Annotated in this window: 8 protein-coding genes; 3 read left to right on the forward strand and 5 right to left on the reverse strand. The window is 31.6% G+C overall.

The genetic code is table 11. The features are described from left to right. Window positions 1–152 precede the first annotated feature (152 nt). From EYW44_RS21140 to EYW44_RS21155, 4 genes are all read right to left on the reverse strand, one after another. Window positions 153–497: a hypothetical protein gene (locus tag EYW44_RS21140; protein ID WP_132727603.1), complete on the reverse strand. Its 345-nt coding sequence runs from the start codon at window positions 495–497 to the stop codon at window positions 153–155. Between the two features lie 188 nt (window positions 498–685). Then, window positions 686–1,918 carry a S8 family serine peptidase gene (locus EYW44_RS21145; RefSeq protein WP_165872296.1) on the reverse strand — a complete coding sequence of 411 codons (1,233 nt, stop codon included), beginning with the start codon at window positions 1,916–1,918 and terminating at the stop codon, window positions 686–688. A 545-nt stretch (window positions 1,919–2,463) separates the two neighbouring features. After that, window positions 2,464–4,149: a single-stranded-DNA-specific exonuclease RecJ gene (recJ, locus tag EYW44_RS21150; RefSeq protein WP_132727609.1), complete on the reverse strand. Its 1,686-nt coding sequence runs from the start codon at window positions 4,147–4,149 to the stop codon at window positions 2,464–2,466. Window positions 4,150–4,154: 5 nt separating this feature from the next. Continuing rightward, a complete protein-coding gene (locus EYW44_RS21155; RefSeq protein ID WP_132727612.1) occupies window positions 4,155–4,580 on the reverse strand; it encodes an OsmC family protein in 426 nt (141 codons plus the stop codon). A gap of 59 nt (window positions 4,581–4,639) precedes the next feature. On the opposite strand from EYW44_RS21155, the gene EYW44_RS21160 reads away from it, so the two are divergent. Continuing rightward, complete coding sequence (locus EYW44_RS21160; RefSeq protein WP_132727615.1) at window positions 4,640–5,230, forward strand: carboxymuconolactone decarboxylase family protein; 591 nt, start codon at window positions 4,640–4,642, stop codon at window positions 5,228–5,230. Window positions 5,231–5,672: 442 nt separating this feature from the next. Next, window positions 5,673–8,858: an RICIN domain-containing protein gene (locus EYW44_RS21165; RefSeq protein WP_165872297.1), complete on the forward strand. Its 3,186-nt coding sequence runs from the start codon at window positions 5,673–5,675 to the stop codon at window positions 8,856–8,858. A gap of 138 nt (window positions 8,859–8,996) precedes the next feature. On the opposite strand, the gene EYW44_RS21170 is transcribed toward EYW44_RS21165, so the two are convergent. Further along, window positions 8,997–9,800 carry a helix-turn-helix transcriptional regulator gene (locus EYW44_RS21170; protein WP_132727621.1) on the reverse strand — a complete coding sequence of 268 codons (804 nt, stop codon included), beginning with the start codon at window positions 9,798–9,800 and terminating at the stop codon, window positions 8,997–8,999. Window positions 9,801–10,481: 681 nt separating this feature from the next. Here EYW44_RS21170 and EYW44_RS21175 point away from each other — a divergent pair. After that, on the forward strand, window positions 10,482–14,366 hold the full coding sequence (locus EYW44_RS21175; RefSeq protein ID WP_132727624.1) for a carbohydrate-binding protein: 3,885 nt from the start codon (window positions 10,482–10,484) through the stop codon (window positions 14,364–14,366). Window positions 14,367–14,596 lie beyond the last annotated feature (230 nt).

Raw genomic sequence — 14,596 nt, forward strand, 5'->3', positions numbered from 1 at the left:
TTATAAACTAAAAAACGCTCTCAATTTGAGGGCGTTTTTTGGTTTCAATAATCAATGGTCAATAGGTTGTTTTTCTGGTAATAAGTTTTTTAGTTAGCAGTATGTTTTGGGATTTATATAAACTAAAAACTACTTACTGTACACTAACGAGATTAGTTTTTACAAACTTCATATAAATAATCATTCAATTTAAGTTGAAATAAAGTACCTTTTAAAAGATCTTCAATCTGACCTAATTCTATCTTAGAAACAGCTAAACTTACTTTGTTAGAAGGAGTTTGAAGTAATATTGATCTGCAATTGTCTCCATATTCACAAGTGCTGCATTGTGTTTGCATTTTAGAGTCGTATATTTTTTCTATAAAAATTTCAATCTCATCTACAGTTAAATGAAAACCAGTATCTCTAAAAATAAGTTGCGTTAAAAAAGTTCTAGTATCATTCCAAACAAAAGAAAGTCCTATAGTGTTCTCGTATATTTTAGTAATGTCCTTCATCTCTTTATTTTTGATAAACAAATATAATACTTATTTAGATTAATTATAAATAAAAGTATTTTTTAAGAAAAGTTTAATTTTTGAGACTTTTAAAATTTGAATTAGCTAGGTGAAAGTGATTGAAAAAAAAATACACTGGAAGACTTTAATAATCCAGTGTATGTTATGTTGTAAAAGAGCTTTAAAGTTTATTTTCTAACAGCAATTTTATCTTTATTGTTGTCCTTATCGTTTCTAACTCTACCGCCAGATTTAACGCCACCAGATAGTAATAATCCAGCTACATGCGGAGCTGCCATAGAGGTACCACTAATAGTAGCATACCTTCCACCTGGCCAAGTAGATAAAATATTTGTACCGGGTGCTGCAAAATCTACAGGAGAACCATAGTTTGAAGTAGGGGCAATATCATTATTTCTATTCATGTTAGAAATTGTAAATACTCTTTTAGCATTTACTCTAGCAGGCGAGTAAAAACGAGAATCATCATTTGAGTTTCCTGCAGCCATAACTACTCTAATATCTTTAGAAGCTACGTTTCTAACAGCATTGTCTACAGCCACACTTGTATATCTTGTTCTTGGACCTAAGCTCATGTTAACAACATCCCATTTCTTTCCATTAGATGCTACATAATCTAAGGCTTCAATAGTCCATGAGAATTCTCCAGAACCATTTCCTGCCAAAACTTTAAGGGCAACTAGTTTTGCTCCTGGAGCAACACCAACTACACCAAAATTATTATTTAAGGCTCCAATTGTTCCTGCAACATGAGTTCCATGACCATTTCTATCGTCTGCATCTCTAGAGTCTGCTCCGCTGGTAACAAATGTTCTACTTCTAGAAACATTAACATTTAAATCAGGATGATTTAAATCAATTCCAGAATCTAAAACCCATGCAGTTCTATTTGATGCAGCACGAGCACCACCTACTCTATTAATTCCCCAAGGAGTTCGTTGAGAAGAAGATTGTTCTAAATCAATATCTAAAGCAGAAGATATTGAGATAATATAATCTTTTTCAATAGCTTTAACTCTAGGGTCGTTTGAAAGCTCTTTTACTTGTTCTTGGGTAAGGTTAGCTACAAAACCTTGTAAAGCATATCCAAAAGCTTTTTTAACATTATTTTCTTTTAAACTAACGTTTTTAAAGTCAGAAATAACTTCTTTTTTTAAAGAAGTTACTGTTTTTTCATAAGCTATTTTACTGCCTCTAGCAGCTGGCTTGTTAAGAGTACCATCTTCTAAAACAATAATATATTGGTTAGGGATGTACTCGGTAAGAGGGTCGTTTAATAATACTTTTGTAGAGTTTTCTTCAATTTCATTGGTAGGTAATAAATCTACTTCTTCGTCAGGCTTATTACAAGCTACCATTAATAAACAGGCAGAGATTGCTGACGCAATTGCGAATTTCATTGTTTTCATTTTAGATAAGAGTTTTTAATTAATTGAAATTAAAGTAGTTAAAAAAAGCAATAAAAAACATCTTTCGCATGTAAAATGTTAAAATAATACAAAACTTTATGTTAAATCAATGTGTTGTAAGTTTACTTAAAAACGATCTTAAACCTTTTAAGTGTAATTGAATAGAAGTATTAACTTGTTGAGTGTTCTCTTTAAGTTGATATACAATATCAAAATCGTTTACAATAGAGTTTTAGGTGATTGTGATTAGGGTAGATTGATTGACTATTTGGTTTCTCTTAATAAAGTTAAATTAGGTATAAGAAAGTCAAATCAAGAATATTTGACGAGCTTTATAAAAATACGTCAAATTTTGAATTAAGTATTAATGAGGTATAGATTAATTTCAGGTAAAAAACATTAATTATTGATGTGTCAATTTTGCATTAGGGATTGTAGCGTTTGTTGAAGCTCTTTAAAATTTATGAAATAAAAATTTTAAAAGCGACTGCGAAAAGCCCGACCCTTGTGGTAATGCCCAAAAAAATAAAGGAAAACTACTTCAAATCTTTTAAATGTAGTTGAATAGAAGTGTTGCCTTGCCAAGTGTTCTCTTCAAGTTGATATACAATATCAAAATCGTTTGAAATGGTATTAAATTTATCACCTAAATTAAAACCAATAGCTCCAAATGTGTTTTGATTACTGCTTTGAAAAACATTTAGTTTTAAATGCGTTTTTTCTTCGCCTACTTGTTTTCCGTACCCATTGTCTCTAACAGTAGTTGATTTAAAAACAGGATTCATATTTAAAGGTCCGAAAGGTCCCATTTGTTTAAGAATTCTGTAAAACTTGGGAGTAATATCTGTAAAATCAAGTTCAGCATCAATAGTAATCTCAGGAATTAATAACTTTTTGTCGATGGTGTTTTTAATAACTTCTTCAAACTTAGCTTTAAAATTATCGTAGTTTTCTGGTAAAAGAGTTAAACCAGCAGCGTATTTATGTCCACCATATTGTTCAATAAACTCTTCACAACCTTCTAAAGCATTGTAAACATCAAAGCCTTTTACAGATCTAACAGATGCCGCTAATTTATCGCCACTTTTAGTAAATACGACTGTAGGGCGATAATAGGTTTCAGTTAATCTAGAAGCTACAATACCAATAACACCTTTATGCCAATTTTCAGCATATACTACGGTAGAGAATGTTTCAGTTTCTCCTAAATCTTCAATCTGCTGCAGTGCTTCTTTAGTGATTGTTTTATCTAACACTTTTCTATCAGTATTAAAAGTTTCAATAGTACCTGCAAATTCTAAAGCGGTTTCAAAATTAGTTTCTGTAAGTAATTCAACAGCAAAATTACCATGCTTAATTCTACCAGCAGCATTAATTCTAGGAGCAATTCCAAAAACAACATCGGTAATGGTAAGCTTTTTTTTGTTGGATAGGTGAGTGAGTGCTTTAATTCCTGTTCTTGGACTATCATTAAGTACTTGTAGCCCATAATAAGCCAATACTCTATTTTCTCCAGTAATCGGAACAATATCCGCGGCAATAGCCGTAACTACTAAATCTAAAAAAGGCAATAAATCATTTATAGTTTTACCTTTTGCATCAGCTAAAGCCTGAATTAATTTAAAACCAACACCACAACCACATAATTCTTTATAAGGGTAGTTACAATCTACTTGCTTAGGATTTAATACAGCAACAGCATCAGGTACAACAGCACCAGGTTTGTGGTGGTCACAAATAATAAAATCAATTTCTTTTTCTTTTGCATAGGCTACTTTTTCAACGGCTTTAATACCACAATCTAATGCAATAATAAGAGAGAAACCATTATCATCGGCAAAATCAATTCCTTGATAAGAAACTCCATATCCTTCATCATATCTATCAGGAATATAGGTAGCCAAATTATCATAAGACGTTTTTAAATAGGAGTACATTAAAGAAACAGACGTAGTTCCGTCTACATCATAATCACCATAAATTAAAATACGTTCATTGTTATAAATTGCTTTTTCTATTCTAGCAACTGCTTTATCCATATCTTTCATAATATATGGATTGTGCAGGCTTTTTAAAGAGGGTCTAAAATACTCTTTGGCCTCTTCAAAATTTGTAATTCCACGTTGCACTAAAAGCTTAGCAAGCTTTGTGTTAATGGAAAGTTCATCAGCTAATTTTTTTACAATAGATATGTTTGGGCTAGGCTTTAAAGTCCATCGCATATATGTTATTCGTTATAATATTTAATGTCAGTAGTAACGGTAGCAAATTGACGAAACATTTCCATAACTCCACAATATTTCTCAACAGATAAGTCTACTACTTTTTTTAATTTTTCTTCATTCAATTCTTTTCCGTAAAAATGATAGATTACATGTACTTTATCATAAAATTTAGGATGCTCCTCTGTTAAGTTAGCCTCTACAGTAATTTTAAGATCGTCAAAATTCACTCTCATTTTTTCACCAATCATTACTACATCTAATCCAGAACATCCGGCTAAAGACGATAACATTAAAGCTTTAGGAGACGCACCAACCTCGTTACCTCCATTAGCAAAAGAAGTATCCATCAAAATGGTAGCTCCATTTGGATTGTCACTTTTAAATAATAAATTTTTCTTCCATTCTGTTGTTACAATATTAGATGCCATTTGAGATTTTTTTTGTTTATTGTATGAGATTACAAAACTACTTAAATTAAAATATAATTATGCCATTAGTAACACCATTAGATCCGAATCATGATGAAGAAACGAAAAGATTATCGGATTTTTATAATGAAACATTAGGTTTTTGTCCTAATTCTGTATTAACCATGCAACGCAGACCAGATATTTCTAAAGCTTTTATAAATTTAAATAAAGCGGTAATGGCAAACCATGGTAGAGTAACTTCTGCGTTAAAAAGAATGATTGCTTGGGTTAGTAGTAATGCTACTGGATGTCGTTATTGTCAGGCTCATGCAATTAGAGCAGCAGAACGTTATGGTGCTGAACAAGAAAAATTAGATAACATTTGGGAGTACAAAACACATCCTGCTTTTTCTGATGCAGAACGTGCAGCCCTTGATTTTTCGTTAGCTGCTTCAGTTGTTCCTAATAATGTTGATGAAACTATTAAAGAAGAGTTATATAAATACTGGGATGAAGGAGAGATTGTAGAAATGTTAGGTGTAATTTCTCTTTTCGGTTATTTAAATAGATGGAATGACTCTATGGGAACAAGTATTGAAGATGGTGCTGTTGAAAGTGGAGAACAATACTTAGGTAAGCATGGTTGGAATAAAGGAAAACATGTTTAAAACGTAATTTTAAGCAGTTTGCTTATATTAAAACGCCTTTGTTTAAAAACATAAACAAAGGCGTTTTTATTTTATAATAAATATCATTTTAAGAAGTATTGTAATCTAAAATAGATCTCTCAATTTATATATTCTAATTTGTTGTTTATTTCTCTTTTTTCGTATCTATTTTTTATGAAAAATTACAAATGTTACTCTGATTTTAGTGATTCTTAAAAATATTGAGTTTTTTGTTACTTAATATTTCCGTTTGTATACTTTTTATATACCTGTTTTCATATAATAAATCTAAAGGTTATAAAGTTATTTGCATTGTAATTATTTGGTTATCAACTGTTAGTGTTCTTTGTTTTTTGTTGTGTAAAAACAAGGATTTTCTAATGTTGATTTGAATAGTCACCATCATACTGAATAAAACATTAACCCTAAAATGATTTTAATTATGAAAAACAAACTATTTTTCATGTTCATGTTTTGCTGTCTTTTGCTTCAGCAATTACATGCAAAAGATTACTATGTAGCAAAGAATGGAAAAGACACAAATAACGGTTCTTACAATCAACCCTTCAAAACTTTTAGTAAGGCTGTTTCTGTTATGAAAGCAGGTGATGTTTGCATCATCAGAGGCGGAGTATATACCGAGCCTTTAATTGTTAATAAAAAAGGAACAAAAGCTAATTATTTAACTTTTAAAGCTGCTGATGGAGAAAATGTAAAAATTAAAGCAACAAAGTTTATCAATGGATGGCAATTACATTCAGGTAACATCTACAAAACTTCTGTTGATATGGCTATTGAAGAAAGATTTAGAAATGTGTACCACAATCAAAAACACATGGATTTGGCAAGATGGCCAAATAATACTGACAATAATAGATTTACAGTAGATTGTAAGTTTATTGACAATGGAGGTAGTAACTTTTTCAGTGTATCTGGTATGCCAAATTTTGATTGGAAAGGTGGTTTGGTCTATTATATAGGAGGTCATTCTGGTACCAGTTGGACAAGGAAAATTACCAAAAGTACTGCTAATAGAATTGAACATGCGGGAGTAAACATTAATAAATGGCCTTTTACACCTCATAATCCAACTATTTTAAGAAACGGTCATAGAGGGCAGTTATATTTATTTAATAAGTTACAAGCATTAGATTATGCAAGAGAATGGTATTACGATAAAGCTAGTAAAACACTTTACTTTCAGCCTGCAAATGGAAAAAAACCAACTAACAATTCAGTAGAATACGCAACTCGTAAGTTTATTGCAGAATTAAAAGGTGATTTTATAAAAGTTAAAGGAATTGAATTTTTTGGAGGTAGTGTAAAAATTAATGGACGTGCTACTATTTTTGAGAACAATAAAGTAATTCACGGTAGTGAAGGGTTTGATAATATTAATAATACAAGTGCAGGAGTAGGAGAGTCATCAATTGAAGTGCTTGCGCCAGATGTTGTTATTAGAGGTTGTGTGGTTAACCATAGTTCAGCAAATGGAATTTCAATTCAGAGTTGGGCAGGTGCTCATAATGCTATTGTTGAAAGAAACACAATTTCTAACATTGATTATTTAGGTATTCATGCAACACCTATTAGAACTAGAGCAAATAATGTAAAAGTTTTTAAGAATAAAATTACAAACTCTGGTAGAGACGGAATGTATGTAAGTGGTGATAATTGTGAAGTTGCTTATAACGACGTATCTAGAGCTCAGTTAATTAATGCTGATTCAGGAGTGTTTTACACTGTTGGTGATGATAGAAGAAAAGGAACTGAAATTCATCATAACTGGTTTCACGATTCAAAACCACCAGCTTATGCAGGTAATAAAGCAGCAGGAATTTATTTAGATAACAATAGTAAAGGATATGTAGTGCATCATAATGTAGTGTGGAATGTGTCTTGGACTGGTTATCAGGTAAACTGGAATAATGAGCATTTAGATTTTTTCCATAATACAATTTGGAATGCAGGTGAAGCTATGGACTCTTGGGTAAACGGATATCCACAGAGCGATAACAGAGTGTATAACAACTATTCAAATAATCCAGGTTGGCATATTGCTCCAGGTTTTGAGTATAAAAATAACATCATTAATAGTACTTCTCCTTTTGAAGACGCAAATGGGTTAAACTTTATGCCTTTAGCAAATGGATCTGTTGTAGATGCTGGTATTGTAATAGCTGGATTTGACAAGAAATTTAATGGAAATAAGCCAGATATAGGTGCTTATGAACTTGGAGGAACTAGATGGACGGCAGGAGTAAATGCTGTTGAAGATACTGGAGAAGGAGATGCTACAGTAGATACAATTCAATTGAGTAATGTTCCAACAGTATTAAGTCCTTCTGATACTTATACTTTTGAAGTTGTGTATAGTGCATCAACTAATAGAGAAGTTGTAGTTAGTTTTTGGAATAACGGAACTTGGATTGCAGCAGAAGTTGCTCAAGTACCAGCAGGTGATGCTAAAAAGCAAAATGTTACCGTAACATTGCCTTCTGTTACAGTAGCAGGAAGCGGGTATGTTGTAAAAGCACATATTCGACCAATTGGAACAGATCATCAATCAGCTATAGACAATGATCAAGTTGATGGTATTGCGGTAGTAGCTATTAAAGATGAAATAAAACTAGCAAATGTTGCTACTACATTAAGTCCTGCAGATAGCTATACTTTTGATGTAGTTTATAGTGCATCAACCAATAGAGAAGTTGTGGTTAGTTTTTGGAACAACGGAACTTGGGTAGCAGCACAAGTAGAGGAAGTTACTTCAGGAGAAAACAAGAATAAAAGTGTTACCATAGCACTTCCTTCGGTTACAACTTCAGGAAATGGCTACAGTTTAAAAGCTCACATAAGACCAGTTGGAACAGATTATCAGTCGGCTTTAGACAATGATGAAGTAACTGGTATCAATGTATTTAACCAGTTAATTTCTAATGGAACCTATTTTATCAAGTCACCGTTTGGCACTCAGCGATTGTTGGCAAGAGGATTAGAAAATCATAGTGCAAGAATGCATGATGCAGCGAATTTTGATGATCAAAAGTGGATTTTCACACATTTAGGAGATAATGTATACTCAGTTCAAAATAAAGGAACTCAAAGATATTTAGAGGTGCCTAATGCAGATTGTAGTAACGGAGTAAATGTAGCTACATGGACAAAGGCTATGGCTAATCATCAAAAGTGGAAAGTAGTGGCTAATGGAAATGGAGTGTATGGTTTAAAGCCTATGCATTGTGAAGATTTAGGACTGGATAGAGCACGAGGAGCTGTAAATGCAAATGCTATTATTTGGAATTATAATGCAAACAATAACAACCAAAAATGGAGTATAGTTGAAGATAATGTTGTTTCTAGTAGAGAAGAGCTTACTTCAACACCAATAACTTCTAAAAAAGACGAAAGGAAGTTGTTTTTATTTCCAAATCCATCAAAAGATGTATTATTTGTATCAGGATTAGTAGCTGGTGATCAGGTTTCTATATATAATATTCAAGGAAGAAAGGTAAAAACGTTAGCATCAACTAGCGAAAAGGAAGAAATTTCTGTAACCAACCTTACTACTGGATTTTATATTGTGAATGTTAATGGTACATCTAAAATGAAGTTTGTTAAAAAGTAAAATGTAGTATGAATAGTAGTTTTAAAATGAGTTTTGATTTTTTAAGAGCTAACTTTTTCAAATTATAATAACATAAAATAATACCTCGAATGTATTATTCGAGGTATCTATTTTATCAATTTAAAAAGTGGTAATTAATTAGAATTTAGAAATAAATTCAACAAGATTAACCTCTCTTGAAATATTAAACTTTTTTCGAACTCTATACCTGCTCATTTTAACACTTCTATCAGTTATTCCCATTAAGTTGGCAATTTCTTTAGAGCTTAATTTTAATTTTAAAAAAGAACACAATTTTAATTCAGATGCAGTTAAATCAGGATATTCCTCTTGTAACTTACAAAAGAAGCCTTTGTGTATATTTTGAAAATGAATTTCAAACTCTTTCCAATTGTTTTTTGGTCTATTTTTAATAGAAGAATTTAATTGTTCAATTTTGTGGTGATACTTAGAAGGAATTTCACTTTTTAGATTCTTTAAATATTTTTTTAAATCTTTTTCAAATGTTTCACTTTCTAAAGCTTTCAAAGAAGACAATGTTATTTGCTGATTAGTTTGAGCAACTAGTTTTTCATAATTAGTTAGTTGTAATTCTATTTCTTTTCGTTGCTTTTTTTCTTGTTGGTACTTCGTTTTAATTTTTAAAAAGTAAGATAAACCTAAAGGAATAGCAATGGAGTACACAATAAAATGCCAACTAAAAATAGTATGAATAGTTTTTTTTGTTGCTTGGGTTTGATTTTGAGAATTACTGTTTAGTGTAAATAACAATAATGAAGCTAACTGAGTTGTATTTTTATTTAAAAAAATATTGGCAGAGGTTTCATTACAGTGCGGGTTGCTTTTAGCATGTAAGCTAAAAGCAAAAAAGAACAAAAAGATAATTTTTAGTAATTGAAGAATTACTTTTTTACGATAGGGATAAATGGGGATTGTAGTCATTTTCATTTATATTAAATTCATATTGGGTTGATTTTATAACTAATAGAGAGTTTAATTATTGTAAGATTTGAGTTTCTTACTCTAAAGTTAAGGTATTGAAAATTAAATAATTAATGAAATTGTCACTTTTTGTTACTGTTTTTTAAACATTATTCAGTAATTGACTACATTTTTTCAAAATAAAAGAAAGAAAATAATTTGAACTGATAAAAAAGTATAAAGGAACATACGAATTGTACCATTGGTAATTTAAAGAGATAAAATTTACAAATAATGTTTTTTAAAATTTAAGAAGTAGATATTATTCAATATTTAAAAAGAAAAAAAAGTAGGAGTGTTTTATTAAATAATAATGATGCTATTTATAAGTTATTAAGTTAATTAGCTTTGATTTTTTTCTTTAAATTTTTGATGTTTTTTCTTAAAAGAGAGAAAGATTATAATGTTAAATTTGTGATAATCAGCTGATAATAAACGAACCCCTAAAAAAAACTTAATATTTATAAACAGCTTTAAAATTAGCTTACAAATTAGATAAAACATCAAAAAATGAACTTAAAACTCTAATAAGAACCAAAGTTTCATTTGGCTGTTTATACTTCTAAATTTTTTTATGAATCCCCTATTCCTAGTAATAGGTTACTATTTAAAATAATCAACCTAAAATTAAAAATTAAAATCATGAAATTTTTTAATTTAAAACACCTATTGTGTTTTTTATTCTGTTGTGCTACAATGTTTTCTCAAACACCCACGGGAGAACTAAAAAGATGGCACAAGTTAAAACTTACTTTTAACGGACCTAATACTTCTGAAACAGCGAACCCAAATCCTTTTTCAGATTTTAGATTAGATGTAACGTTTACACATACATCTAGTAACAGATCATATACAGTTCCAGGTTTTTTTGATGCCTGTGGTAATGCTGAGAATAACAGTTGTAGCTCTGGTAATAAATGGAGTGTAAACTTTAGTCCAGATCAAACAGGATCTTGGAGTTGGAAAGCTTCTTTTAAAAAAGGTACAGATGTAGCTATTAACGGAGGTGGATCTAGCGGTGGTTTTATGGATGGAGCTACGGGTAATTTTTCTGTAGCTGAATCTGATAAAACAGGAAGAGATTACAGAGCTAAAAATAAAGGTCGTTTACAATACATTGGCGAGCATTATTTACGTTTTACAGGAACCAATCCTACAAAACCTAACGGAGATTGGTTTGTAAAAGCAGGTGCTGATTCTCCTGAAAATGCCTTTAATTATGTAGATTTTGATGCTACACCAAGTTATACTAACAATTTAAATAAAATAGGAAGTAAAACTTGGCAACCACATCAACAAGATTATGCAGCTACAGATGCAAGTGCGTATACTTGGGCTAATGGTAAAGGAACTGAAATTTTAGGAATGGTCAACTATCTTCACAAGCAAGGTGCTAATGTTATGTCGTTTTTAACATGGAACACCAGTGGAGATTGTGGTGCAGTTTTTCCTCATATTTTAAAAGTATCATTACAAGAGTATGGAAATACAGGTAGAAGTCAGCAGTGGAACAAAGTACACAAAGATCGTTTTGATGTTTCTAAAATGGCGCAATGGGAAAAAGTGATGGAGTATGCAGATAAAAAAGGAATCTATCTTCACTTTAAAACCATGGAAACAGAGAATGATAATAAAATGGACGGTAATACTTTTGGTAAACAAAGAAAGTTATACTACCGAGAACTTATTGCTAGATTTTCTCATCACTTAGCATTAAATTGGAATTTAACAGAAGAAACTACATTACCAAATAATGTAGTAAAAGCTACAGCTACGTATATAAAGCAGTTAGATCCATATAACCATAATATTGTTATTCATACCTATCCAGGAGAAAAAGATCAACGTTATACACCACTTTTAGGAAATGCGTCTGATTTAACTGGAGCCTCTTTACAATCAAATCAAAACTCAATACATAATGATGTAATCAACTGGTTAAAAAAGTCTAAAAACTCAGGTAAAAAATGGGTAGTAGCAAATGACGAGCAAGGTTCAGCATCGCAAGGAATTAGAGTATCTGATAAAGATGTAAGAAAAAAAGTACTTTGGGGTACATTACTTGCTGGTGGAGCAGGAGTTGAATACTATAGTGGTTATTTAAATGATGATGGAGATATTAATGGTAACGATCACAGAAAAAGAGGTAAAAAGTACAAAGAAGGAAGTTATGCTTTAGATTTTTTTAATACGCACTTACAATCATATTTAATTGATATGGTAAGTTCTGATGGAGTTACGAACGACGGAGGTGATTTTGTTTTTGCAAAACCTTCAGAAGTATATGTTGTATACCGTCCAAATGGAGGATCAACAGGTTTAAGTTTACCAACCGGTAATGGTAAATACAATGTACAGTGGTTTAATCCTAGAACAGGAGGTAACTTATCAGGAAAAAACACTTTAGGCGGAAGTTTAGTAGCTCCTGATAATAATGACTGGGTAGCATTAATTACTAAAAAAGACAATACTGGTGGAGGTGATCCAGGAGATGGTGATGGAGACGGAGATTGTGTTGCTTTAGAGCAAGGCGGAGTAGTAGCTGTTGAAGCTGAGCATTTTGTTGGTCAATCTAAAACATCAAAAAGACAGTGGTATAAGAGTTCAGCATCTAACTTACCAGGACCAGATCCAGACCCAGAACATAATACAGGAGCAAGCGATACTGAGTATATTGAAATTTTACCAGATACAAGAGTAACGCATGGAGATCCGTTAGCTGTTGGTGAAAGTTTTTCAAATACACCAGGTCAAGTAGCTATAATTGATTACAAAATTAAGTTTACGTCACCAGGTAAATATTTTGTTTGGGTAAGAGCACATTCTACAGGTTCAGAAGATAACGGAGTTCATGTAGGTATTGATGGTACATGGCCAGCTTCAGGACAAAGAATGCAGTGGTGTACTGGTAAAAATAAATGGACATGGGAGAGCAAGCAACGTACAGGAGCTAATCATTGTGGAGAGCCTGAAAAGATTTTTATCAACGTTCCTACAGCAGGTATTCATACCGTTTCTTTTTCAATGAGAGAAGACGGATTTGAAATGGATAAGTTTGTATTATCTAAAACTTACACAAAACCAGTTGGAGTTGGTCCTGCAGAAGTATTAACAGATTGTGGTGGTGGAAATGAGTCTCCTCAAGTATCGTTAACTTCTCCAGTAAACGGAAGTAATTATTCAGTAAATGAAACAATTCAGTTAACAGCAAATGCATCAGATGCAGATGGTACAGTGGCTAAAGTAGAGTTTTTTGCTAACGGAAGTTTAATAGCAACTGAAAATACAGCACCATATATTACAGATACTACCATTGCTCAGGCAGGAACTTATAGTATTACAGCTAAAGCAACGGATAATTCAGGAGCAGTAACAACTTCAAGTCCGGTGAGTATTACGGTAAAAGCTGCAAGTGAAGTAATTCAATTACCAAGTAATATTCAGGCAGAAAATTACACTAGTAAATCAGGAACTGTAAAAATAGAAGACACACCACAAACAACAGGTCAAAATATCGGGTTCATTCAGAACGGAGATTACACTGAATATGAAGTTTCAGTACCTTCTTCTGGCGAGTATATTTTTGATGTATATGCTTCTAGTAAAGGAAGTGGTGGAGAAGTTGAATTTTTTGAAGATGGTATTTCTGTAGGAAGTGTTGCAATACCTGTAAACGGAGATTGGCATCAGTACACAAAATATTCAGCAAATATTGATTTAACATCAGGAGAAAGTACGTTAAGATTAGTATTTAAAGGTACTACTGGATATTTATTTAATGTAGATAGAGTAAATGTAATTAAGAATCACGAAACTGAGCAAGAAGCAACTTTTGCACCAGTTCAAGATTCGTATTTACAAGGTGGTGCTAACTATAATTCAGATATGATAAGAATTGAAAATGGTAAGAGAGTAGGATATTTGTTATTTGATCTTTCTTCTATTTCAGGAAAAATAGAAAAAGCTTCTTTATCATTTACGGTATATAGTGATTCTGGTAGCGGAATCGTACAAGTACACAAAGGAAATAGTGTTAGTTGGACAGAGACTAATTTATCAAACACTAATAAGCCAGGTAAAGGAAGTTTATTAGGGCAAGTTAATAAGAATTATAATGTTGCTAACGAAGTTGTAATTCCGTTAAATGTATCAACTCTTACAAATAGTCCTTTGAGTTTATTGGTAAGTATGACCAACGGAAATGATTTTGCATTTGCATCTAAAGAAAATGCATCTGTAGCTGCAGCTAAGTTAAGTGTTACATACACAAGTCAAGGACAAAGTACTACGGTAACTCAACAAGTACGATTGTTCCCTAATCCAGTAGTTGATAGATTACATTTTTCTAATGATGAAAGAATCTCTGAAGTAAAATTATTCAGTCCGTCAGGTACAGTATTGAAAGAGCAAAAATTAGAATCTTCTAGTTTTATGAATGTTTCAGATGTGCCAAAAGGATTCTATTTTATCAAGTTATACGATAAAAACGGAAATATAATTTCTGAAAAGAAAATTATTAAGAGATAGGTTCTATAAAATTATTAGCTGATTATTGATAAAGCCGTAACTGCCGAAAGGTAGTTGCGGTTTTTTGTATTTAATCTAAAATGAAGCTCTATAATGCTTAATGAAAGTAGTCATCCTATGTTTGTATTAGGAATAAATTTTATTAAAGTTTTAGATTTAGAGATTTAATAAAAGGAGAAAGAACAAGACAAAAGCTCGTCATTAGTTTACAAAACAGTTCGCAATGGCTG

The organism is Tenacibaculum sp. M341, assembly GCF_004337695.1.
Taxonomy (GTDB): Bacteria; Bacteroidota; Bacteroidia; order Flavobacteriales; family Flavobacteriaceae; genus Polaribacter.